General features: G+C 64.9%; 25 protein-coding genes and 1 riboswitch. Of the genes, 9 read left to right on the forward strand and 16 right to left on the reverse strand.

Annotated features, from left to right (window positions below; translation table 11 throughout):
- Positions 1–57: 57 nt before the first annotated feature.
- From VIL42_11585 to VIL42_11610, 6 genes are all read left to right on the forward strand, one after another.
- On the forward strand, positions 58–930 hold the full coding sequence (locus VIL42_11585) for a hypothetical protein (protein ID HEY8593485.1): 873 nt from the start codon (positions 58–60) through the stop codon (positions 928–930).
- A 78-nt stretch (positions 931–1,008) separates the two neighbouring features.
- On the forward strand, positions 1,009–2,199 hold the full coding sequence (locus VIL42_11590; GenBank protein HEY8593486.1) for an acyl-CoA dehydrogenase: 1,191 nt from the start codon (positions 1,009–1,011) through the stop codon (positions 2,197–2,199).
- Positions 2,200–2,297: 98 nt separating this feature from the next.
- The gene (locus VIL42_11595) at positions 2,298–2,840 is read left to right on the forward strand and encodes a DUF2975 domain-containing protein (protein HEY8593487.1); all 543 of its coding nucleotides are present in this window, start codon (positions 2,298–2,300) and stop codon (positions 2,838–2,840) included.
- On the forward strand, positions 2,840–3,043 hold the full coding sequence (locus VIL42_11600; GenBank protein HEY8593488.1) for a helix-turn-helix transcriptional regulator: 204 nt from the start codon (positions 2,840–2,842) through the stop codon (positions 3,041–3,043). The genes VIL42_11595 and VIL42_11600 overlap by 1 nt, the downstream gene beginning before the upstream one ends.
- A 76-nt stretch (positions 3,044–3,119) precedes the next feature.
- Positions 3,120–3,692 (forward strand): LemA family protein, encoded by a 573-nt coding sequence (locus VIL42_11605; GenBank protein HEY8593489.1) that lies wholly within the window; start codon positions 3,120–3,122, stop codon positions 3,690–3,692.
- 1 nt (position 3,693) lies between these two features.
- On the forward strand, positions 3,694–5,592 hold the full coding sequence (locus tag VIL42_11610; protein ID HEY8593490.1) for a DUF2207 domain-containing protein: 1,899 nt from the start codon (positions 3,694–3,696) through the stop codon (positions 5,590–5,592).
- A gap of 4 nt (positions 5,593–5,596) precedes the next feature.
- On the opposite strand, the gene VIL42_11615 is transcribed toward VIL42_11610, so the two are convergent.
- The 3 genes from VIL42_11615 to VIL42_11625 all read right to left on the reverse strand — a co-directional run bounded on the left by VIL42_11615 (position 5,597) and on the right by VIL42_11625 (position 6,993).
- Positions 5,597–6,130: a GNAT family N-acetyltransferase gene (locus VIL42_11615; protein HEY8593491.1), complete on the reverse strand. Its 534-nt coding sequence runs from the start codon at positions 6,128–6,130 to the stop codon at positions 5,597–5,599.
- A gap of 2 nt (positions 6,131–6,132) precedes the next feature.
- A complete protein-coding gene (gene rpmE, locus VIL42_11620; GenBank protein ID HEY8593492.1) occupies positions 6,133–6,360 on the reverse strand; it encodes a 50S ribosomal protein L31 in 228 nt (75 codons plus the stop codon).
- Positions 6,361–6,459: 99 nt separating this feature from the next.
- Entirely contained in the window at positions 6,460–6,993 is a 534-nt protein-coding gene (locus tag VIL42_11625) for a DUF6580 family putative transport protein (protein HEY8593493.1), read from the reverse strand.
- Positions 6,994–7,049: 56 nt separating this feature from the next.
- Positions 7,050–7,211, forward strand: a riboswitch (cobalamin riboswitch).
- A gap of 98 nt (positions 7,212–7,309) precedes the next feature.
- On the opposite strand from VIL42_11625, the gene VIL42_11630 reads away from it, so the two are divergent.
- Positions 7,310–9,148 (forward strand): TonB-dependent receptor, encoded by a 1,839-nt coding sequence (locus tag VIL42_11630; protein HEY8593494.1) that lies wholly within the window; start codon positions 7,310–7,312, stop codon positions 9,146–9,148.
- Between the two features lie 3 nt (positions 9,149–9,151).
- Here VIL42_11630 and fabZ read toward each other — a convergent pair whose 3' ends face one another.
- From fabZ to rpsB, 11 genes are all read right to left on the reverse strand, one after another.
- Positions 9,152–9,625 carry a 3-hydroxyacyl-ACP dehydratase FabZ gene (fabZ, locus tag VIL42_11635; protein HEY8593495.1) on the reverse strand — a complete coding sequence of 158 codons (474 nt, stop codon included), beginning with the start codon at positions 9,623–9,625 and terminating at the stop codon, positions 9,152–9,154.
- A 5-nt stretch (positions 9,626–9,630) separates the two neighbouring features.
- Positions 9,631–10,218, reverse strand: coding sequence for an OmpH family outer membrane protein (locus VIL42_11640; GenBank protein HEY8593496.1), 588 nt, complete (start codon positions 10,216–10,218; stop codon positions 9,631–9,633).
- Positions 10,218–12,887 carry an outer membrane protein assembly factor BamA gene (gene bamA, locus VIL42_11645; protein HEY8593497.1) on the reverse strand — a complete coding sequence of 890 codons (2,670 nt, stop codon included), beginning with the start codon at positions 12,885–12,887 and terminating at the stop codon, positions 10,218–10,220. Before bamA ends, VIL42_11640 begins: the two co-directional genes overlap by 1 nt.
- A gap of 79 nt (positions 12,888–12,966) precedes the next feature.
- Positions 12,967–14,091 carry an RIP metalloprotease RseP gene (gene rseP, locus VIL42_11650; protein ID HEY8593498.1) on the reverse strand — a complete coding sequence of 375 codons (1,125 nt, stop codon included), beginning with the start codon at positions 14,089–14,091 and terminating at the stop codon, positions 12,967–12,969.
- Entirely contained in the window at positions 14,091–15,248 is a 1,158-nt protein-coding gene (locus VIL42_11655) for a 1-deoxy-D-xylulose-5-phosphate reductoisomerase (protein HEY8593499.1), read from the reverse strand. Before VIL42_11655 ends, rseP begins: the two co-directional genes overlap by 1 nt.
- Entirely contained in the window at positions 15,245–15,871 is a 627-nt protein-coding gene (locus tag VIL42_11660) for a phosphatidate cytidylyltransferase (protein HEY8593500.1), read from the reverse strand. Before VIL42_11660 ends, VIL42_11655 begins: the two co-directional genes overlap by 4 nt.
- Positions 15,868–16,614 carry an isoprenyl transferase gene (locus VIL42_11665; protein HEY8593501.1) on the reverse strand — a complete coding sequence of 249 codons (747 nt, stop codon included), beginning with the start codon at positions 16,612–16,614 and terminating at the stop codon, positions 15,868–15,870. The genes VIL42_11660 and VIL42_11665 overlap by 4 nt, the downstream gene beginning before the upstream one ends.
- A complete protein-coding gene (gene frr / locus VIL42_11670; protein ID HEY8593502.1) occupies positions 16,611–17,165 on the reverse strand; it encodes a ribosome recycling factor in 555 nt (184 codons plus the stop codon). The genes VIL42_11665 and frr overlap by 4 nt, the downstream gene beginning before the upstream one ends.
- Positions 17,166–17,168: 3 nt before the next feature.
- Entirely contained in the window at positions 17,169–17,891 is a 723-nt protein-coding gene (gene pyrH, locus VIL42_11675; GenBank protein ID HEY8593503.1) for a UMP kinase, read from the reverse strand.
- An 86-nt stretch (positions 17,892–17,977) separates the two neighbouring features.
- Positions 17,978–18,922, reverse strand: coding sequence for a translation elongation factor Ts (tsf, locus tag VIL42_11680; protein HEY8593504.1), 945 nt, complete (start codon positions 18,920–18,922; stop codon positions 17,978–17,980).
- Between the two features lie 92 nt (positions 18,923–19,014).
- The gene (gene rpsB, locus VIL42_11685; protein HEY8593505.1) at positions 19,015–19,767 is read right to left on the reverse strand and encodes a 30S ribosomal protein S2; all 753 of its coding nucleotides are present in this window, start codon (positions 19,765–19,767) and stop codon (positions 19,015–19,017) included.
- Between the two features lie 264 nt (positions 19,768–20,031).
- Between rpsB and VIL42_11690 the strand changes: the two genes are divergently transcribed.
- Complete coding sequence (locus tag VIL42_11690; protein HEY8593506.1) at positions 20,032–20,250, forward strand: hypothetical protein; 219 nt, start codon at positions 20,032–20,034, stop codon at positions 20,248–20,250.
- Here the strand turns inward: VIL42_11690 and VIL42_11695 are convergent.
- Both VIL42_11695 and VIL42_11700 read right to left on the reverse strand, forming a co-directional pair.
- Positions 20,222–20,938 carry a phosphatidylcholine/phosphatidylserine synthase gene (locus tag VIL42_11695; protein ID HEY8593507.1) on the reverse strand — a complete coding sequence of 239 codons (717 nt, stop codon included), beginning with the start codon at positions 20,936–20,938 and terminating at the stop codon, positions 20,222–20,224. The two genes, VIL42_11690 and VIL42_11695, sit on opposite strands and share 29 nt — an antisense overlap.
- Positions 20,939–20,976: 38 nt before the next feature.
- Complete coding sequence (locus VIL42_11700; protein HEY8593508.1) at positions 20,977–21,717, reverse strand: phosphatidylserine decarboxylase; 741 nt, start codon at positions 21,715–21,717, stop codon at positions 20,977–20,979.
- Positions 21,718–21,821: 104 nt separating this feature from the next.
- Between VIL42_11700 and VIL42_11705 the strand changes: the two genes are divergently transcribed.
- Positions 21,822–23,042, forward strand: coding sequence for an NADP-dependent isocitrate dehydrogenase (locus VIL42_11705; GenBank protein HEY8593509.1), 1,221 nt, complete (start codon positions 21,822–21,824; stop codon positions 23,040–23,042).
- The last annotated feature ends 34 nt before the right edge of the window (positions 23,043–23,076 follow it).

The following is a 23,076-nucleotide window of genomic DNA, read 5'->3' on the forward strand; positions in this document are numbered from 1 at the left end:
CTCTCCCGAGGCGCATGGGCGAGCTTTGCCCGCCGTACAGACAAGAGGAGACCGAAAATGAACCGCTTTGTCGCTTTGATCGGTGCCGTTTTCCTGACGATGATCAGCGTTGCGTCGGCATGTACCGCCGCGCCCGTGGACCTGATCCGCTTCACGCTCGAGCCGAAGGATGGGAGCGGCCTCGTGCAGGCCAACTTTCGCACCGGCGAAGCTCCGCGCCACCAGAGCAACTGGTCGAGCGGTTTCGCGCCCTCCGAACTCGCCGGACTGGACCTTGCCGCTTTTCGCGCCGCCGGCAGCCGCCCGCTTGCTTTTGCCCTGAACCGCGAAGCCGGCCGGCTCGACTGCGTCGGACGGGGCGGAGAATCTTACGCGCACGGCGATTGCCGCTTCACGCCCAACCCGGCGTTCGCCCAGCTTCTTCAGTCCCGCGGGATCGGCCGCCCGACCGAGAAGGAGGCCTTCACGCTTATGGCCGTGAACGCCACCAGAGCGTTGATCGATGCCCTCGCAGCCGCGCGCTATCCGACCCCGAGCATCGACAAGCTGGTCCCGCTGGCCGCTCTCGACGTCGACGCTGCTTATATCGCCGGCATGGCACGCGCGGGCTATCGCCCCGAAGATCTCGGCGCGTTGATCCAGTTCAAGGCGCTCGGCATCGACCCTGCGTGGGTCGGCCAGGTCCGGCGCATGGGCTATGCCGAGGCGTCATCGGGCGAGCTGGTGCAGCTCAAGGCGCTCGACATCACGCCGGAATTCATCGCCGGCTTCGAGCGGATCGGTTACCGCCACCTTCCCGTCAGCCAGCTTGTCCAGCTCCGGGCGCTCGATATCACGCCCGAGTTCGTGCAGAAGGTCGCGGCCATGAGCGGGGACACTGCGGACGTCGGCAAGGTGGTCCAGGCAAAGGCGCTCGGCCTCGTGCGCTGACCCGCTTCGGTGGGGGTGGCGCGCGGCCGCAGCCGTGGTAAGGGCGCGCGACCCCTTCAATTCCGGAGCCGAAACGCCGTGGGTGAGCCCAAACTCCTGCCCTTCGATTGGCAGGATCCATTCGATCTCTCGTCGCAGCTGACCGACGAGGAGCGCCTCGTCCGCGACACTGCCGAAGGCTATGCGCAGGAGAAGCTCCTGCCGCGGGTCACCTCGGCCTATCTGAACGAGCGCTTCGACCGCGAAATCATGAGCGAGATGGGTGAGCTCGGCCTTCTCGGCGCGACGATCCCCGGGGAATATGGCGGCGCCGGGCTCGGCTATGTCAGTTACGGCCTGATCGGACGCGCCGTCGAGCGGGTCGACAGCGGCTACCGCTCCGCAATGTCGGTTCAGTCGAGCCTCGTGATGTATCCGATCTATGCCTACGGGTCGGAAGAGCAGCGGATGAAATATCTGCCGAAGCTCGCGAGCGGCGAATGGGTCGGCTGCTTCGGCCTGACCGAGCCGGACGCCGGCTCCGACCCCGCCGGCATGCGCACCCGCGCCGAAAAGACCGACGGGGGTTATCGCCTCACCGGCACCAAGATGTGGATCACCAACTCGCCGATCGCCGACGTGTTCGTGGTCTGGGCCAAGTCCGACGCGCACGGCGGCAAGATCCGCGGCTTCGTGCTCGAAAAGGGCATGGCTGGCCTCTCCGCGCCTGCAGTGAAGGAGAAGCTTTCGCTTCGCGCCTCGATCACCGGCGAAATCGTGATGGACGGGGTCGAGGTCGGCGAAGACGCGCTGCTCCCCAACGTCGAAGGCCTCAAGGGCCCGTTCGGCTGCCTTAACCGCGCGCGCTACGGCATCGCCTGGGGCTCGATGGGCGCGGCGGAGGCCTGCTACGCGGCGGCGCGTCAGTACATGCTCGATCGCAAGCAGTTCGGGCGGCCCCTCGCCGCCAACCAGATCCCGCAGCTCAAGCTTGCCAACATGATCACCGAGATCACGCTGGGCCTGCAGGCGGCGCTTCGCGTCGGCCGCCGGCTGGAAGCCGGAGAGCTGGTCCCGGAGACGATCAGCCTGATCAAGCGCAACAATGTCGGCAAGGCGCTCGATATCGCGCGCGTCGCGCGCGACATGCATGGCGGAAACGGCATCAGCGCCGAATTCCACGTCATCCGCCACGCCGCGAACCTCGAGACCGTGAACACCTATGAGGGCACGCACGACGTCCATGCGCTGATCATGGGACGGGCGATCACCGGGCTGAGCGCGTTCTAGCGACCCATCAGGCCTTTTTATCGGCTTTCGATATTATCGATTGACAATAAGCGCCCGCTGCCGTTTATCGCTCTTCGATATCAAGCGGAGGAACGATAATGAGGCAATTGTTCGCGCAGATCGGCCTGTCGGGCGAAGGGGCTCGCGCATTGGATCCGCTGCTCACGGCAGCGCGCGTGCTATTGTTCGTGCTGCTGGCCGGCGTGATCCTGGCGATGGCGTTCAGCGTCTTCGGCCTGGTCATCTATGTAATCGAGCACCTGCGACAGCTGTTCACCGCCGACGAGCGGACCGTCTGGGACCCCGTCGGCACGCACCTGTTCGGGCTTGGCGCGCTGAGCCTCGTCGCTTCGTCCGTTCTTGCGCTGCTGGCGATGATCGGTGCCGTGGAAAAGGCCGAAGCGTTCGACGAGGGCAATGTCGGCCGCATCGAGAAGATTGCCGGCAACATTCTTGGCCTGCAGCTGCTCGGCCTGGTCGCCTTCTGGTCCGGGTTCCCGGTCCGCGGCGACATCAACGGCTTCGACATCGCGCCACGGCTGTCGCCGGGCGGCGTTGCGATCGTCCTCCTGCTGTTCATCCTCGCCCGCGTGTTCCGCCAGGGTGCGGCGATGCGCGAAGACCTGCAGGGCACGGTTTGATGGCGGTGCTGATCACGCTCGACCGACAATTGGAGGAGGCAGGCATGACGCTGACCGAACTTGCCGAGCGGGTCGATATCACGCTGGCCAACCTGTCGATCCTGAAAACCGGCAAGGCCCGCGCCATCCGCTTTTCGACTCTGGATGCGATCTGCCGGGAACTAGACTGCCAGCCTGGCGACATCATCAGCTATCGCCCGTAGCGTCGGGGCCGCGAACGACGGCTAGTCGACTCTTCCAATCGCCCTTATGCTCGGCGGCGGGCAAGAGGGGGCAAACATGGGATTGACCGGTTGGATCGTGCTGGGCGTCGTCGTCCTGGTGCTTCTCTACATCATCGCAACCTACAATCGACTGGTGCGGCTCCGCGCGCTCGTGAAGGAGGCGTTCAGCGGCATCACCGTGCAGCTCCGCCGGCGGGCCGACCTGATCCCCAATCTCGTCGAAACCGTATCCGACTATGCCACGCATGAGCGCGAGGTCTTCGAGCAAGTCACCAAGGCGCGCGCGGCGACGGTGAACGCGGGCAGCGTCGAAGCCACTGCCCAGGCCGATGCCCAGATGACCGGGCTGCTCGGCCGGCTTTTCGCAGTCGCCGAGGCTTATCCTGACCTCAAGGCCAACACCAACTTCCTCCAGCTGCAGGACCAGCTGTCCAGCATCGAAGGCGAGCTGCAGGGCGCGCGGCGCTACTACAATGCCACCGTTCGCGACCTGAACGCGAGTGTGCAGAGCTTCCCGCCGGTGCTGATCGCCCGGCCGCTCGGCTTTACCGAAGAGCCATTCTACCAGGACGACGATCCAGCAATCCAGAACGCACCCAAGGTGGCCTTCCCCAAACCGGCTGCGTGACGTGTTGAGAGGCTGGCGCGCCGCCTTCGCGCTCCTCCTGCTTGCAGCATCCACCGGCGCAAGCGCCCAGGAACGGATCCTCCGCTATCTCAGCGATGTTGCCGTGCAGAAGGACGGCGCGCTCGACGTTACGGAAACGATCGACGTCCGGGCTGAGAACGACCGCATCAACCATGGCATCTATCGGGATTTCCCGACCCGCTACAAAGGCCGCAACGGCAGCCGCATCCGCGTCGGCTTCACGTTCAACGGCGCGACGCTCGACGGGCAGCCGGTGCCTGCCGAAACCAACGCCTACGGGAATGGCGTCAGGATCAAGATCGGCGATCCGGACACATTGGTCGATGTCGGCGAGCACCGCTACGTCATCCGCTACCGAACGACGCGGCAGATCGGGCGCTTCCCGCAATTCGATGAGCTTTACTGGAACGCGACCGGCAATGGCTGGGAATTCCCGATCGAGGTCGCCGAGGGGCGGCTCCGCCTCCCCTCGCCTGTCCGGTTCGGTCAGCGCGCCGCCTACACGGGCTTTCAAGGGTCGACGGCCACGGACGCAGAGGTCGTTGAAGAGAGGCCCGGCGAGATCCTGTTCCGGACTACAGTGCCGCTCGAGGCCTATGAGGGCCTCACGGTTGCCGCCGCCTTCCCGAAGGGCGTTGTCGCCGAGCCCACATCGCAAAGCCGCTTCCTCGATTGGCTGGCCGATAACGGACCGCCGATCGTCGGAGGTCTCGGCCTGCTCGGCCTGTTCGCTTTCTATTATTTCGCTTGGCAGCGGGTGGGACGCGATCCCGCGGCTGGAACGGTCGTGCCGATCTTCTCGCCTCCAGACAGCTTGAGCCCGGCCGCGGTTCGCTACGTCACGAGGATGGGATCGGACAATCGCACCTTTGCCGCGGCGCTCGTCGACATGGGCGTGCGCGGCCACATCAAGATTGTCGAGGATGATGGCGGCTGGTTCGGCAAGGACAAGAGGACCATCATTCGGCAGGTCGGCGGCACCGACCTGACCGATGACGAAAGCGCTGCGCTCGGCAAGCTGTGCCAGCCCGGCGAATCGATCGAGATGGAGCAGGCGAACCACGCCCGTTTCTCCTCCGCCCGCACCGCTCTCGAGAAGGTGCTGAAGGAGAAATATGAGGGCAAGCTGTTCAAGAAGAATTGGGGCTGGGTCTTTGCCGGCTTGCTGCTGTTCCTTGCCAGCCTCTGGCTCGTTGCAGCCGCCATCGTTGCTGCGTCCGGGCTCGATGTGCGGTTAGTGTTGGTAGCCCTCGGTGCGGCGATCGTCGTCGCCTTGCTGCTCCTGTGGGTGCAAACTGCGACCACTACCGGCAAATGCTTCGTCGGCGGTGTCGCCTTCATCTTTGCCGGGCTGGCGTTCATTACAGGCGGCCCTGTCGTCTTCGAAGCGCTGGCGACGGGCTGGCTGCTGCCGTTCGTTCCCACCCTTCTTTCGCTGCCGGTCGTCATATCCGCATTCTTCTGGATCGACGCACCGACCAAGGAAGGCCGCGGCGTGCTCGACCGCATCGCCGGCTTCAAACAATATCTGTCCATTACCGAGCGCGAGCGGCTCAACCGCATGCATCCGCCGGAAGACACGCCCGAGCTGTTCGAGCGCTATTTGCCCTATGCGATTGCGCTCAGTGTCGAGAACCGCTGGGCTGCGCGTTTCGCGTCGGTCCTCGCCGCTGCGTCTACGCAGGGGCAGCAAGGCTTCGGCTGGTATTCCGGGTCGAGCAATCCGTGGCACGACCCGAACGGTTTCGCCGAAAGCGTCGGATCTTCGCTGTCGAGCACGATCAGTTCGGCATCGACGGCGCCCGGCTCGAGCAGCGGCTCGGGCGGCGGCGGGTCGTCAGGTGGCGGCGGCGGCGGAGGCGGTGGCGGCGGGTGGTAAGCGCCTAAGCCCAGGCCGGGCGGCGTAGCACCGCGGTCGGTTCGCCCTGATACGGGGTGTCGTGGAGCCGCTCGAACCCTAGCTTCGCCGCAAGCCTCAGGCTCGGTTCGTTGGCCGGCGCAATGATCGCCCACAAGGGCGTGGGCTGGAGGTTGGCCTCGATCCAGGAAATCGCTGCCCGGCACGCCTCCGAAGCCATGCCGGTCCCATGGGTGTCGCTCGAAAAGATCCAGCCCATCTCCGGCTCCTCGCCGAAGCAGGGGTCAAGATCGCGCCAAGCAGTGAATGGACCGACATTGCCGACGAGCTTGCCGTCCGTCTTGCGCTCGACCGCCCAGGTGCCGAAGCCGTTCCACTGCCACCCGCCGACGGCTGCGGTCAGGCGCCGGAAGCAATCTTCGGCGCTGATCGGCTGCGGCCCGAAATGCTTGTGCACCTCGGGCTCGCTCAGGATCGCGTGCCACGGCCGAAAGTCGTCCTTGCGCCAGTGGCGCAGGACAAGCCGTTCCGTTTCGATCCGCGGTGCTTCGCGGATCAACTTTATTTCTTAGTGAGAGAGAGGCCGCCGAAGCGCTTGTTGAAGCGCGCGACTTGGCCGCCTTCCTGGACCTGTCGCGTGCCGCCGGTCCATGCCGGGTGCACCTTCGGGTCGATCTCGAGGTGGAGGGTGTCCCCTTCCTTGCCCCAGGTCGAGCGGGTCTGGAACTTGGTCCCGTCCGTCATTTCGACGGTGATCATGTGATAATCGGGATGCGTATCGGACTTCATGTGGATTTTCCTTGGCTTAGCCGCTGGTTTCCGACCAGCAGCGACAAGTAGAGCGGCGCCTCTACAGGGAGAGGCCCGAAGTTGCAACGCTAAGGGGCGTCAGGCGGCCTGCGGCTCCCCCGCCCTCAGCTGCGGCACCATCCGCTGCAGCAGCGCAAAGCCGCCGAACAGCAGCGCCGAATAGAAAAGGTCGCCGGCGAGGCTGTTCTGGAAGAACGGGATTGCCGCGACATAGCATTCGGCGAGGCCTGCGGCGGTGCGAGGATAGAAGCCGCTGTTGAGCCACATCGCGAAGTTGGTGATCACGAAGAAAAGGACGGAGCTCGCAAGCGCGGCGCCGCCGATGCGAAGCGCGCTCTGGCGGTTGGCCAGGCTCCAGCCGACGAGCACCGCAAGTGCCGTCGCGAGATAGACGACCGTCATGCCGGCGTAGAAGCCGAGGACGAGGTCGCTGAGCAGCAGCGCCCCCAGCGGCGCGAGGAACGCTAGCGCTCGGCGGCCGAGATAGGCGCCGCTGAACAATGCCATGGCGCCGATCGGCGTGAAGTTCGGCGGGTGCGGCACGAGGCGCAAAGCGGCTGCTGCGCCGATCGCGGCGAGGAGCACAAGCAAGCGGGTATGGTTGCTGGTCATGCCAGCGCCAATAGCCGCGAAATTGCCCGTTTGACAGTCCGTCTGCTGCAGCACTAGCAGCGCGCCAGGATCAGGGTGCCGCCCACCGGCTTTTGCCGGGCGGGGGCGGTTCAAAGGGAAGCCGGTGCAATTCCGGCGCTGTGCCCGCAACCGTGACGCCGAAGCTCCTCGCGGAGCCGAAGCTTAGTCGGGAACCTGCCTTTGTCCGTCGTCCGTTTCCTCGGCCGGGACCAGCCGCGGGACGTGGGCAGTGCTGCGCTCGGCGCAGCGCAACCCTCCGTGACGACAATGTTCGTCAACGGAAGGACCACAAAGCATGCAAGCTCTACCTGTTCCCATCGACCAGATCGTCATTACCGCGTCGCGGACGCCGGACAGCGAGGCGAACAGCCCCGCCAGTGTCTCAATCCTCGACAAGGAGGAGATCGACCGGCTTGGCGAGCCCCTGGTTACCAATTTGCTCCGGCTGACACCGTCGGCCGCGGTGACTAGCCAAGGGCCCGCGGGGTCCTTGACCGAGGTCCGCATCCGCGGGTCGGAATCGAATCACAGCCTGCTGTTCGTCGACGGCATCAAGATCAATGATCCCGCCTCGGGCGACGTGGCCCGTTTCGAGCTCCTCAACGCCGATCTAGCCTCGCGCATCGAGGTCGTGCGCGGACCGCAGTCGGCGCTTTGGGGCTCAGACGCGATCGGCGGCGTCATCGCCGTGAACGGCCTTGACGATGCGCCGGGCTATTCAGCCTCGGCGGAAGCGGGATCGTTCGGCCTGCTGAGAACCAGCGCGTCGGGCGCCGTCACCAGCGGCCGAGCGAGCGTCTCCGGCGCAGTGGGGTTCCAGCGCGCGACCGGTATCGACAGCTTCGGTGTGCCCGGCGGCGACAAGGACGGCTATCGCAACCTGTCAGGCCGCGTGCGTGCGACTTTTCGCGTCAGCCCCTCCGTCCGCGTGGGCGCTTCCGCGCTGGCGTCAACCGGCACCAGCGAGTTCGATGGCTACGATCCGGTGACGTTCGAACATACCGACACCCTGGACGAAAGCCGCAACCGCTTGGCCGCCGGGCGCTTGTGGGCCGACTTCGGCAGCGACGCTTCGCATTGGAGCGGGCGGGTCAGTGGTTCGCTGCTCGGCTCGACCAACCGCAATTATCTCGACGCCGATCCGCTGAACCGCACGCGCGGCACGCGGCGGGTCATCGATGCGCAAGTCGGCCGCCGCCTGCAAAGTGGATCCATCACTCACCAGCTGATCCTTGCCGCGGAGACCGAGCGCGAGACGTTCGAGGCGCGCGACACGGTCTATGGCGGTTTTTCGAACCAGGACCGAACGCGAAGCCACAATGCCCTTACCGCGGAGTGGCGCGCCACGGCTCCGCAGTTCACTGCCGATGTCGCGGTGCGGCGGGACATCTTCAATCGCTTCCAGGACGCCACGTCATTGCGCGCGTCGGCACTGGCGAGGCTCGGCGGCGGTTTCGCGGTCACTGCCGGCTACGCCCAAGGCATCGCACAGCCGACCTTCTTCGATCTCTATGGGTTTTTCCCCGGGACCTTCGTTGGAAACCCGTCGCTTAAGCCGGAAAGCTCCCGCGGGTTCGAAGTTGGCCTGCGGTATCGGGCGGGTCGGTTCAGCGGCTCCCTGACCGGTTACCGGCAGCGGCTTCACGACGAGATCGTCGACATTTTCGATGGGGCGACAGGCACGCAAACGAGTGCGAACCGTTCCGGCAACAGCCGGCGAGCGGGGGCTGAAGTTGAGGGCCGTTGGTTACTGTCGCCCAAGCTCCGGCTGACGGCTAACTACGCCTACCTGAAAGCCAGCGAGCCAGACGCGGCCGCCGAACGTCAATCGCCGGAATTGCGCCGGCCCAAGCACAGCGGTGCCGTGGCCGCCGACGGCGCAGTAGGCCGCTGGAGCTATGGCGCATCCCTCGCTTATGTCGGACGGCGCCTTGACCGCTCCGACAACTTCCCGTTCGGGATCGTCCAGCTCGACTCTTACTGGCTTGCAGGCGCGCAGGTTGCATATGCCGTCAGTAAAGGCGCGCAAGTCTACGTGCGCGGTTCGAACCTGCTGGACTCTGATTATCAGGATACCGCCGGTTATCGCACCGAAGGTCGCGGGCTGTTCGTCGGGTTGCGGCTGAGCCGCTAATCCTCAGGCGCTGGGCGGGTCCGCGATCATCGCCGTGAAGTTCGCCTCCGCGGCGAGCTTCCCGTCGACAATGGCTCGCCCGGCGAACTTGCAGACAGAAGCGCGCTTCTGGACGAACTCCACCTCGAGCCGCAGAAGCACGCCCGGTTCAACCGGTTGGCGGAACTTCGCGCCCTCGATGGCCATGAAGTAGACCAGCTTGCCGGAGCCCGCGAGGCCGAGAGACTCCACCGCGAGCACGCCGGCGGCCTGCGCCAGCGCTTCGACGATCAGCACGCCGGGCATGATCGGGCGGCCGGGGAAATGGCCCTGGAAGAAGGGCTCGTTGATCGTCACCGCCTTGATGGCGACGATCCCCTGGTCGGGGTCGAGGCTTTCGACCCTGTCGACCAGGAGCATGGGATAACGGTGCGGCAGCGCCGCCATCACCCGCTTGATGTCAAGCGGAGCGGAAGCGCTGCCGGACGTTTCGCTCATCGGGCTTAGCGGCCCTGCGGCTTCGCCTGGGTCTGCGCCGGCGCCGTAGTGCTAAGCGTGGGCAGCGCGGCATTGAGCGCTGTCAGCACGTCGCTGGTCACATCAAGCCCCCTATCGGCAGCGAGGGTGGCGCCGATCTCGACCATCACATTGGCGCCGCGGCGCTGCATCACCTGCGAGAAGATGGGGCCCAGCTTATCCTGGATCTGCTTCTGGACATATTGCTGGTTGCGCTGGATCTGCTGCTGCTGGCCGGCAAGCTCCTGCGCCGCCTGCTGGCGCTTGGTTTCCCACGCCTTCGCTCGCGCTTGCAGCGCTGCGTCGGGCTCCTTCCCATTCAGGGCTTCGACGGCCTTCTGGATCGACTGGCCTTCGGTCTGAAGCGGGCCGGTCAGCGCCTTCTCGCGGTTCTGGAGCCCCTGGACTTGGCTCTTGAGAGCCGCAGCGGCGGTCTTGCATGCGTTGCACTCGCCCGTGACCCGATCGAGGTCGACGAGCGCGATCGTCGCCGCCGGCACGTTCTGCGCGCTCGCGGGAGAAGCAACGAAAGCGGCGGCGACCGCAACGGCCGCTGAGGTCAGCAGAGTCTTCATCAGAATTGTGTTCCTACGTTGAAAGTGAAGAGTTTCGGATCGTCGCCTTCTTGCTTCAGCAGCGCTTTGGCGAGGTCGAGGCGCAGCGGCCCGAACGGCGAGTTCCAGTTGGCCCCGATGCCGATCGACAAGCGCGGCTTGGCCGAGTTGCCAAGGAACAGCTCGCGGAAGCCGGGGGTCGCGTTGAACTTGGTCGGGTCGACGCCCGTCGGCAGCGCGCCGCCGGTCGCATTGGTCGTGCAGTCAGGCGACATGCTCTGATAGACCGTGCCGGACGTGTTCGCCTTCGGCGAACAAATGGCGACGATGTTCTGGAGAACCGGCGGCCTGACGTTCCAGAGAGAGGCGGCGTCGACATAGATCGACGGCCGGATGCCGAGGCTCCTCACGCTGCTGCTGACGGGGATCTCCAGTTCGGCGCGGGCAAGATAGAAGGCCTTGCCGCCGAGCGCGTTGCTGGCCTGCGAGTTAATGTCGATTTCGCCGAGCACGCCTTCCGCCGTGTAGGGCACGCGAACGACCCGCGGCCCAATGCCGCGAATGTCGAAGCCGCGGATCTGCCCGCCGAAGAAGCGGTCGCTCAGCCGGATCGGGTCACGCCCGGGACCCGGCGAGTCCTGCAGCGACTTGATGAACCCACCCTCGGCGTGAAGCGAGAAGATCCAGCTGCCGAAGCTCTTGTACTTGGTGCCGTACGCTTGTGTGCGGAGGTAGCGCACGTTGCCACCCAAGCCGGCGAAATCCTGCGAGATGGTCAGCTGCTGGCCACGGGTCGGGTGAATGCCGTCCGTGTCGTCGTAAACGGTTGAATAGCCGAGCAGCGAAGTCACGCGCCCGCCGAGCTCGTCACACAAGTAGGAGCCGGCCTTGAGCGGGTCGCAGACGGCCGGCAGCGGCCCGTTCGCACCGTCCGGATCGGTGTAGAACGAGCTCTTGTCCAGACTGATCTTGTCGTTGCTCAGCGAGTAACGGGTGCCGAGGCTCCAATATTCAGAAATAGGGAAGCCGAGGTTCAGACCGGTACCGGTGCTGACCTGCTTGTAGGTCGTGTTCCGCTGGTTCCCGATATAGTTGAAGCTGCTGTAGTCTCGGCGGAACAGCCGCCCGCCGAGCAGGATGCGCTTGTCGAGGAAATAGGGGTCCGCAAAGCTGAGCTCGGCGGACTTCGAATAAGCGGAATAGTTGACGTTCGCGCCGAGCGACTGGCCTTTCCCCATGAAGTTGTTCTGGGAAACGCCGAGCTGAACGACGAAGCGCTCAAGGCTCGAGTAGCCGCCGGAGACCGAGAGCTGACCGGTCGGCTTTTCCTCTACCGCGACACCAAGCACGATGCGGTCCGGCGCCGATCCTTCGCTCTGCTTGATTTCCAGCTTGTCCTGGAAATAGCCGAGGCTTTGAATGCGGTCCTGGCTTCGCTTGATCCTCTGGGCATTGAAGGCGTCGCCTTCGTTGATCCGGAACTCGCGCCGGATCACCTTGTCGCGAGTGTTGGTGTTGCCCGTGATGTCGATCCGCTCGACATAGGTGCGCTGGCTCTGCGCGATCCGCAGCGTCAGGTTCATCACCCGCTTCTCGGCGTCGCGCTCGTAGGACGGGCTCACTTCCGCGAATGCATAGCCAAGGTTCCCGGCAACCGCGTTCAGCGCGGTCGTAACATCCTCGACGCGCTTGGCATCGAACCAGGTTCCCGAACGGATATTCGCGAGCTTCACCACTTGCTCGTTGGTGAGGTCGCGGATGGCGCTGTCGGCCTCGATCGTGCCGAAGCGATAACGCGGGCCCTCTTCGACCACATAAGTGATCACGAAGTCGCGGCGATCGGGCGTCAGCTCCGCCAAGGCCTGGACGACGCGGAAATCCGCATAACCCTGGGTCAGGTAAAAGGCGCGGAGCTTCTGCTGGTCAGCTGCCAAACGGTCCGGATCGTAGGTGTCATTCGACCGAAGGAAGCCGAGCACCCCGCCGGTCTGCCGGGAGAACATCTCCTTGCGCAGGCGCCCGTCGGCAAACTGCCTGTTGCCGAGGATGTTGATGGCGCGAATCTTGGCCGGGTCGCCTTCCTTGATCTCGAAGATGACGTCGACGCGGTTCTGGTCGAGCTGCACGATCTTCGGCTCGACGCGCGCTGCGAAGCGGCCCTGGCTGCGGTACAAAGCGAGGATCCGTTCGACGTCGGCGCGAACCGACGGCCGGGTGAAGATCTGACGCGGAGCAAGCTTGATCTCCGGCGTGATCTTGTCGTCCTTGAGCTTCTTGTTCCCCTCAAGGATGATGCGGTTGATGACCGGGTTTTCGCGGATGTTGATGACGATATTGCCGGTCTCGCCGCCGGTGATCGTCACATCGGCGAACAGGTTGGTCGCGTAGAGGTCCTTCAGCGCCTGGTCGAGCGTTCCAGCGGTGTAGGGCAGGCCCGGGCGGATATTGGCATAAGCGCGGATCGTCTCCGGCTCGAGGCGCTGGTTGCCCCGGACTGCGACGGACTGGATGATGCGCTCCGCGGCCGGCGCGGCAGCAGGTGCAGGAGCAGCCGCCTGAGGAGTGGCCGCAGGCTCCTGTGTCGGCGCGGTCTGCGCGAACAGCGGGGTAGCGAGACCGCCGCCGAGCGCGGTGCCGATCAGAAGCAGCGCACCGGCGCGCCGGCTAAAACTCGTCGTTCCTGAAATCACCCGTCCCCGCCTTCAATTGAATTGGTGCATGCGGCGCACCCCGCCGCGAGACCCCGTTACTGCCCCTGCCCCAAGCCTCCTAGCCAATCAAGCGCTGAAGCCGGTCCCACAGCCCCAGCGAGCCAAGATCGTTGAAGGTCGTGAAGATCATCAGGGCAAGCACTGCCGCAAGTCCGCCGCGGAACGCCCAGTCCAGCGCCTGTGCGCTGAGCGGCCGGCGCCGAACTGCTTCGACTGCATAGAAAAACAGATGTCCTCCATCCAGCATCGGGACTGGCAAGAGGTTGATGAATCCGAGATTAATTGAGAGCAGCGCCAGAAGGCCGATGAACGGGAACAGGCCCAGCTCTGCCCCTTGTCCGGCGACTCGCGCGATGGTGATCGGTCCGCCGAGCTGCTTGCTCGAGACCTTGCCCCTGATCAGCTGGATCAGCCCATCCAGCATCGTGGCCGTCAACCTTGCCGTCTGGTCGACGGCCATCGGCAGTGCACGATAGAAGGGCACCGGCGCGCCGACACGGGTTTGAGACTTCACGCCGAGCACGCCTCCGCGCATGCTTCGGCCAGTCGCATCGCGCATCGTAGCGGCGCCGAGCGTGACGTTCAGCTCGCGCACCGCGTCGCCTCGTTCGACTTTCATCGCCACCGTTTCGCCCGGGCGGACGACGACGGTGCTCGCGACATCGTCGAAGGTCGGCGTCTTGCGCCCGGCGACGGAGATGATGCGATCGCCAGACTGGATTCCGCCTGCAGCGGCGGGCGAGCCGGCGACGACTTCATCGACCATGTTCGCGCGCGGCGTTCCGACGAGGGTGAAGAAGCCCCAGAAGATCAGGATTGCGAGGACGAAGTTCGCAACTGGCCCGGCGAGCACGACGAGGAAGCGCTGCCAGACCGGCCGGAACTGGAAGGCGCGGTCGCGGAGCTCCGGCGGGATCGTCTCTTCAGGGGCGGGCGCACTCGCAGCGCTCATGTCGCCGACGAACTTCACATAGCCGCCCAAGGGCAACCAGCCGACCTTCCAGCGAGTGCCTTGGCGATCGGTCCACCCGACGATCTCGCGTCCGAAGCCGATCGAGAAGACTTCGGCCGGGATCCGGAACATGCGCGCGACGAGATAATGGCCGAGCTCATGGAAGAAGACAAGCGGACCGAGCGCGCCGACGAAGGCGAGCAGGATCAGCCAGAGCGGCGGTTGCGCCACTAGTGACAGGCCTCAGCCATGAGCGCTGCAACCCGCGAGCGAACGGCCTGGTCGATGTCGAGCACCTCCGAGATCGAGCGCGGCGCCGGAAATGACGCCTGATCCAGCGCACTTTCTACAAGCCGCGTGATGTCTGGGAAATTAAGATGCGCGGCGAGGAAAGCGGACACCGCAACCTCATTTGCGGCATTGAGGACGATCGGCGCCGCGCCGGCGGCCTCGAGCGCCTCGCGCGCCAGCCGCAAAGCTGGAAACCGTTGGAGGTCAGGCGCTTCGAAGTCGAGCCGAGCGATTGCGGCAAGGTCGAGGCGCTGCGCCGGCGTGGCAATCCGCTCCGGCCAGCCGAGCGCATAAGCAATGGGGATCCGCATGTCCGGGCTGCCGAGCTGCGCCAGGACCGATCCGTCGACATATTCCACCAGCGAGTGAACGACCGATTGCGGGTGGATGAGGATGTCGATCCGCTCCGACGGCATCGCGAACAGGAAATGGGCTTCAATAAGCTCCAGTCCCTTGTTCATCATTGTCGCGGAATCGACGGAGATCTTGGCGCCCATCGACCAATTGGGGTGCGCGACGGCCTGTGCGGGCGTCGCGTTGGCGATGTGTTCGGCTGAAGCGGTGCGGAACGGGCCGCCACTTGCAGTCAGGATGATCCTTGCGACATCCTGTTCATTGCTGCCTGCAAGGCATTGGAAGATCGCATTATGTTCGCTGTCGATCGGCAGCAGGTTCGCGCCGGTCGCACGAGCGCGGCTCATCATCAACTCGCCCGCCGTGACCAGCGCTTCCTTGTTCGCAAGCGCGATGGTCTTGCCGGCTTCGACGGCCGCCATGACCGGCGTCAGCCCGGCGCAACCGACGATTGCGGCCACGACCAGATCGGCATCGCCAGTCGCCGCCTCGACCAGCCCCGCCTCCCCCGCCGCCGCATGGCAGTTCGTACCCGCAAGCGCCGCCTGCAGTTCGCTCAGCCGCCGTTCGTCGGCGATCACCGCAAGCGACGCGCCGGTCCGCCTGGCAATGTCGGCCAGGTCCTGGACATTGGTCGCGGCGGTCACTGCACTGACCTCGAAGCGGTCGGGATCACGGTCGATCAGGTCCAGGGTGGACTTGCCGACCGATCCCGTGGCGCCGAGGATCGCGACCTTTTTCATGCCAGGCCGGCCATGTGCGCAGCCGCGGTGAGGACCGCGACCGGTACCAGGCCGTCCAACCTGTCCAGGAAGCCACCGTGGCCCGGCAGCCACGACCCGGAATCCTTCACGCCGGAGCGACGCTTGAGGCTACTTTCGAACAGGTCACCGCCTTGTGCGGCAATTGCGAAGAGCGGGGCGAGAAGCAGCAGCGGCTGGCCGAGCCCCGTCCAAAGGACCCAGGCTCCGCCGAACAAGGTCGCCGCGGCGATCCCGCCATAAAGGCCCTCGACCGTTTTCCCCGGGCTTATGGTGGGCGCCAGCTTGCGCTTGCCGAAGCTGCGTCCAGCGAAATAGGCGCCGATGTCGGTCGCCCAGGTGACGATGAACACCCACAGCAACAGGTCGATGCCCGAGCGTTCGCGGATCCACAGCAGCGCCAGTGCCGGCAATAAGGCGTAGAAGATCCCGGCAATGTACCAGCCGGCACCCCAGCCCTTCACCAGCCGGGTCCATTCGTAGAACATGGCGGTCGCAAGCGCCGCGACGACCAAAGCGAACAGATATCCGCCTTCGAACGCCGTCAGCAGCGCCGCGACGATCATGATCAGCCCGGTGAGGGTGCGGATGAGAAGCTCGTTCACCGCCCACCGAAGCGCCGCTCGCGCGCGGCATATTGATCCAAAGCGGCGCCCAATGCCCGCTCGTCGAAGTCGGGCCAGAGCACGTCGAGAAAGATCAGCTCGGCGTAAGCTGCCTGCCAAAGCAGGAAATTCGACAGGCGCACCTCGCCGGACGTGCGGATCAGCAGGTCGAGCTCAGGCAAGTCGCGGGTCTGCAGCTCGCTCGCGATCGCGCTTTCGTCGATGGTGGCGGCCTCGATCTCACCAGCCGCTGCCTTTTCGGCAAGCCGCCGCGCCGCTGCCGCAATTTCGCCGCGCGATCCGTAATTGAGGGCGACGACGAGGGTCAGCCGCTGGTTCTTCGACGTATAGTCGACAGCACGTTCCAGCTTCGCGCGCAGTTCCGGCCCGAACTTGGAATAGTCGCCGATCAGCTTGATCCGCACGCCCTCTTTGTGGAGCGTCGCCAGCTCCCGCTCGAGGTAGAAGCGCATCAGCCCGGTAAGGTCGGAGATCTCTTCGTCGCTCCGCCGCCAGTTCTCCGAAGAGAAAGCGTAAAGGGTCAGCACCTCGACCCCATGGTCGACGCAAGCCTGCATCGCCCGCCGCACGGCCTCGGCGCCGGCCTTGTGCCCAGCGACACGCGGAAGACCACGCTTCTGCGCCCAGCGGCCGTTCCCATCCATGATGATGGCGACGTGCCGCGGGATCTTGCCGCCTGCGGTGAGCCCGGCCGCGCCCTCGGGGGCGAGTGCTGAACTCACTTGTTGAGGATTTCCTTTTCCTTGGTAGCCGCCGCGTCGTCGATCTCCTTGATCGTATCGTCGGTGAGCTTCTGCACTTCGGTCTCGAGGCGCTTGCGCTCGTCCTCGCTGATCTCGTGCTTCTTTTCGTCCTGCTTCAAGCCGTCCATGCCGTCGCGGCGGACGTTGCGGACGGCGATCCGCGCCTTTTCGGCATATTGGCCGACGAGCTTGGCGAGTTCCTTGCGGCGCTCCTCGGTCAGCTCCGGGATCGGCAGGCGGATCATCTGTCCGTCGGTCACCGGATTGAGGCCAAGGCCAGCCGAGCGGATCGCCTTTTCGACAGGCCCGATGTTGGATCGGTCCCAGACCTGGACCGAGATCATCCGCGGCTCGGGCACGGAGACGGTCGCCACCTGGTTGAGCGGCATGTTCGCGCCATAGACTTCGACCTGGACGGGATCGAGCAGCGCAGTGGACGCGCGTCCGGTACGAAGGCCGCCGAGATCGTGCTTCAGCGCTTCGACGGCGCCCTGCATGCGCCGCTTCAGATCAGCCGTGCTGACAGTCATTCCTTACTCCTCGTTCTGAACGATCGTCGCGGTCCCCTCGCCCGCGAGGACGCGGGCAAGATTGCCCGGCTGGCGGACATTGAAGACGATGATCGGAATCTTGTTGTCGCGGCACAAAGCGACCGCTGCGGCATCCATCACCTTGAGGTCGTCGCTGAGGACCTTGCCGAAGCTCAGCGTGTCGTAGCGCGTCGCGTTGGGATCCTTCTTCGGGTCGGCGGTATAGACGCCATCGACGCTCGTCCCCTTGAACAAGGCGTCGCAGCCCATTTCGGCAGCGCGAAGGGCGGCCGCAGTGTCGGTCGTGAAGTACGGGTTGCCGGTGCCGGCCGCGAACAGCACGATCCGGCCTTTCTCCATGTGGCGAAGCGCGCGGCGGCGAATGTACGGCTCAGAGACGCTCGCCATCGGGATGGCCGACTGGACGCGGGTCGCGGCGCCCTGCTTCTCGAGCGAGCCCTGAAGCGCTAGCGCGTTCATGACGGTTGCGAGCATGCCCATGTAATCGGCTGTAGCGCGGTCGAAACCTTTCGCGGCGGCCGCCATGCCGCGGAAGATATTGCCGCCGCCGACCACGAGGCAGAGCTCGGGACATTGCTGACGCGCGTTGATGACCTCGGCGGCCAGCGCGTCGACCGCGTCGGGATCGAGCCCGAACTGCCCCTGCCCCATGAGCGCCTCGCCCGAAAGCTTCAGCAGGATCCGGTTGAAGCGTGGGCGGGTCATTCGCTGGTGCATTCCTGTAAAGAAAAAGGCGGACACGCTTTAGCGTGCCCGCCCCAATTTCCAACCGCTAAGCGGACACCTTTGGCTTAGGCGACCGGCTCGGTCTTGTTGACGCCCGCGGCGGCAGCGACTTCGGCCGCGAAATCGTCCTGCTTCTTCTCGATGCCTTCGCCAAGCTGGAAGCGGACGAAGCCCTTGAGCGCGATGCCCGTGCCCGCATCCTTGGCGGCCGCGGCAACGACCTCGGCGACCGGAGTCTTGTTGTCCATCACGAACAGCTGGGTGAGCAGCGCATTTTCCTTGCGGAACTTGGCCAGGCCGCCCTCGACCATCTTCTCGATGATGTTCTCCGGCTTGCCGCTCTCGCGCGCCTTTTCCATCGCGATCGCCTTCTCGCGCTCGACAAGCGCGGGATCGAGATCGTCGGCGCTCAGCGCCTGCGGGTGAGCAGCAGCGACGTGCATCGCAATCTGCTTGCCAAGAGCCGTAAGCGTCTCGGCCGAAGCCCCGCTCTCGAGCGCGACGAGCACGCCGATCTTGCCGAGGCCCGGAGCCGCCGCATTGTGGACGTAGGGCACCACGGCGCCTTCGGTCACTTCCAGCACCGCAGCGCGGCGAAGCGATTGGTTCTCGCCGATCTTGGCGATGTTGTCGGTCAGCTTCTCCTGGACGGTGCCGCCTTCCGGATATTGGGCCGCACCGAGCACTTCCACGTCAGTGCCGTGCTGAAGCGCGAGCGTCGCGACATTGCGGACGAAATCCTGGAAGATCTCGTTCTTGGCGACGAAGTCCGTTTCCGAGTTCACCTCGACGACGGCGCCGCGCGTGCCTTCGACGGCAACGCCGACGAGACCCTCGGCAGCGGTGCGCCCGGCCTTCTTCGCGGCAGCCGCGAGGCCCTTGGCACGCAGCCAGTCGATCGAGGCTTCCATCTCGCCATTGTTCTCGGCGAGCGCCTTCTTGCAATCCATCATGCCGGCGCCGGTGCGCTCGCGCAGTTCCTTCACACTCGCGGCCGTGATCTCAGCCATTTCCATTATCCTTTCGTTCCCCGGCGAAGGCCGGGGTCCAGTCAAAGAAACAATATAGGTGCGGACCCCGGCTTTGCCGGGGACCAGTCGAGTTAAGCGACCGCAGCTTCCATCGGCGGTTCGGCCATGGAGCCGATGTCCTCGCCACGAGCCGCGGCATTGCCGCTGCGCCCTTCCATCGCCGCCTGGGCAATGGAGTCGGTGTAGAGGCGGATCGCGCGGCTGGCGTCGTCATTGCCCGGGATCGGGAAAGAGATGCCGCTCGGGTCGCTGTTCGAATCGAGGATCGCGACGACCGGGATGCCGAGCGTGTTGGCTTCCTTGATCGCCAGCTCTTCCTTGTTGGTGTCAACGACGAACATGACGTCCGGCAGGCCGCCCATGTCGCGAATGCCGCCGAGGCTCTTTTCGAGCTTGTCACGCTCGCGAGTGAGCTGGAGGACTTCCTTCTTGGTCAGGCCGGCGGTGTCACCCGACAACTGCTCTTCAAGGCTCTTGAGGCGCTTGATCGAGTTGGAGATCGTCTTCCAGTTGGTCAGCATGCCGCCGAGCCAGCGGTGATTGACGAAGTGCTGATTCGACTGGCGCGCGGCTTCCGCGATCGCGTCCTGCGCCTGCCGCTTGGTGCCGACGAACAGCACCTTGCCGCCGCGGGCGACGGTCTGCTGGACGAAGTCGAGCGCGCGAGCGAACAGCGGAACGCTCTGCGACAGGTCGATGATGTGCACCCCGTTACGATCGCCGAAAATATACGGCTTCATCTTGGGGTTCCAGCGGTGGGTCTGGTGGCCGAAGTGCGCTCCGGCTTCGAGCAATTGCTGCATCGTGACGACGGTGGTCGCCATAGGTCTTTCTCCTTCCGGTTATGCCTCGGTGGAGCCAGTCACCAGCCTTTCGGCCGGCACCGGTATGTCAGCTCCACCTGTGGGATGCGGGGGCCCCTAGCCGAACTTTCCCGCACTTTCAAGCGATTGGCAGCCCGCGAAAGAAGGCGCTTGACAGGTGAGAACATAACAGGAACATTGTTTCGTATCAACGGAGCGCCGCAGGGCTCGTCCGGAACAAATCAGGTCCGGCCGGGTTGGCGCTCAAAAGTAAGGACAGATGCGATGATGGCAGCAATCGGCACCCTCGTCTTCCTTGGCACCCTGTGGCTGATGGTGGTCGTGGGTGCAGCGGTTCTTGAGGAGAGCGGGGCGAAGATCGCCGCCGCCCTCAAGGGCAAGCCTGCCGCGCCGAAGGCGGCCTTCGTTCCGGTACGTATTCGCACTCGCACGCGGATCCAGCAGCCGATGCGCGCTAGCGCGAAATGGCGCGCCGCCGCTTGACCTTCGCATAGCTCGTCATCGCGACGGGGATCATCAACAGATAGAGCGCTGAGACGCCGAGAAGCGTCACCCACGGCGCGGTCAGCAGTGCCGCGCCGAGCACCGCGACACCGGCCAGTGCGAACAGCCGCCATTCGCGGCGGATCCTGATCGAAGACCAGCTATAGGTCGGCAGGCTCGAGATCATCAGCGTGGCGACGAAGAGCGTCCACGGCATGACCAGGTACCACGCCCTGAACAGGTCGATGCCGGTCACCAGCCACAGGAAAATTGGGACGAACGCGATCCCCGCCCCTGCCGGCGCCGGAACGCCGGTGTTGAAGCCGGCTGATTTGTGCGGCTGTTCGGCGGCGTCGATCCGCGCGTTGAACCGCGCGAGGCGGAGCGCGCAGCATACCGCCAGCGCAAGCGCCGCCGTCCATCCGAATTTCGGGGCGAACTGAAGCGACCACAGGAAAAGGACGAGGGCCGGCGCGGTCCCGAACGCGATATTGTCGGCCAGCGAGTCCAGCTCCGCCCCGAACTTGCTCTGCGCCCGCAGCAGCCGGGCGATGCGCCCGTCCATGCCGTCGAGAACGCCGGCAAGGACGATTGCGCCCAACGCCTTCTCCCACTCATCGCCGATTGCGAAGCGGACGCCCGTCAGTCCCATGCACAAGGCGAGCGCGGTAATCGCATTCGGGATCATCGCGCGGAAGGAGATCCCGCGCGGCCCGCTGTCGTCGTTCACTGGCTGATGCCCGTCAGCGTCGCGTCGACGCCGGCCTCCGCGATGACGGTTTCGCCGGCGATCGCACGCTGGCCGAGGAGGACCTTGGGCGACGTGCCCGCCGGCAGATAGACGTCGACGCGGCTGCCGAAGCGGATCAGGCCGATGCGCTGCCCCGCTTCGACGACATCCCCCTCGCGCACGAAAGCGAGGATTCGCCGAGCCACGAGACCGGCGATCTGTGTGAAGCCGATCTTCAGGCCGTCGCTCCCTTCGACCATGAAGTGCTGGCGCTCATTATCTTCGCTCGCCTTGTCGAGGTCGGCGTTGATGAATTTGCCGGGCACGTAAGCGACGCGGCGGATGACGCCGCTGATCGGCGCACGATTGATGTGCACGTCGAAGACACTCATGAAAATCGAGACGCGGGTGCACTCAGCATCATCGAGCCCGCCCGTACCCCTCAATTCCGGCGGCGGCGAGACGCGAGCGATCATGGTGATCAGTCCATCGGCGGGCGCGACGATCAGCCGGTCGCCCCGCGGCGTCGTGCGCACGGGATCGCGGAAGAAGGTCGCGACCCAGATCGTCACCCCGACGAACAGCCAGGCGAGGAAATGGCTGATCAGCATATAGGTGACGGCCGTCACCGCAGCCGAGATCACCACATATTTGCGGCCTTCCGGATGGACGGAGGGGAAGCGCCATTTGACGGTGGTCGTCGGCAGCGGCGTGTCGTGCTTGTCGAGTGCGGGCATGGCGCGACCCTTAATCGTCCATCGCCATCGCCACAACGCTCCGGTTGCACGCGCGCTTTGCCCATCCTAAGGCCGCGCCCAATCCGAAAATCGCAGGAAGAATGATGGCCAAGATCAAGGTGAAGAACCCCGTCGTCGAGCTCGATGGCGACGAGATGACCCGCATCATTTGGCAGTGGATCCGCGAACGATTGATCCAGCCCTATCTGGACGTGGACCTCCGTTATTACGACCTGTCGATCGAGAACCGCGATGCGACCGACGACAAGGTCACCGTCGAAGCCGCCAATGCGATCAAGGAGCATGGCGTCGGCGTGAAGTGCGCGACGATCACGCCCGACGAGGCTCGCGTCGAGGAATTCAAGCTCAAGAAGATGTGGAAGTCGCCCAACGGCACGATCCGCAACATCCTCGGCGGCGTCGTCTTCCGCGAGCCGATCGTCATTTCCAACGTCCCGCGGCTGATCCCCGGCTGGACCGATCCGATCGTCGTCGGGCGTCACGCCTTCGGCGACCAGTACAAGGCGACCGACTTCCGCGTGCCAGGCGCCGGCAAGCTGACGATGAAGTGGACCGGCGAGGACGGCCAGGAGCTCGAATTCGAAGTGTTCGACTTCCCGAGCTCGGGCGTCGCCATGGGCATGTACAATCTGGACGAGAGCATCCGCGACTTCGCCCATGCCTGCTTCAACTACGGGCTCAACCGCGGGTGGCCGGTCTATCTCTCCACCAAGAACACGATCCTCAAGGCCTACGACGGGCGCTTCAAGGACTTGTTCCAGGAGATTTACGACAGCGATTACAAGGCGAAGTTCGAAGCTGCTGGCATCGAATATCAGCATCGCCTGATCGACGACATGGTCGCCTCGGCGCTCAAGTGGAGCGGCAAGTTCGTCTGGGCCTGCAAGAATTACGACGGCGACGTGCAATCCGACCAGGTCGCGCAGGGCTTCGGCTCGCTCGGCCTGATGACCTCGGTGCTGATGACGCCCGACGGCAAGACCGTCGAAGCGGAAGCGGCCCACGGCACCGTCACCCGCCACTATCGCATGCACCAGCAGGGCAAGGCGACTTCGACCAACCCGATCGCATCCATCTTCGCGTGGACCGGCGGCCTCAAGTACCGCGGCCGGTTCGACGACACGCCGGATGTCGTGCGCTTCGCCGAAACGCTCGAGCAGGTCTGCGTCGAAACGGTCGAGAGTGGGCAGATGACCAAGGATCTCGCCATCCTCGTCGGCCCGGAACAGCCGTGGATGACGACCGAGCAGTTCTTCGAGGCGATCCGCACCAATCTCGAGAAAGCGATGGCGTCCTGGGCGTAAGCCCGGGACAACCACGACTTCCGAAGTCATGACG

Origin of the sequence: Sphingomicrobium sp., assembly GCA_036563485.1 — a bacterium.
Classification (GTDB): Bacteria; Pseudomonadota; Alphaproteobacteria; order Sphingomonadales; family Sphingomonadaceae; genus Sphingomicrobium.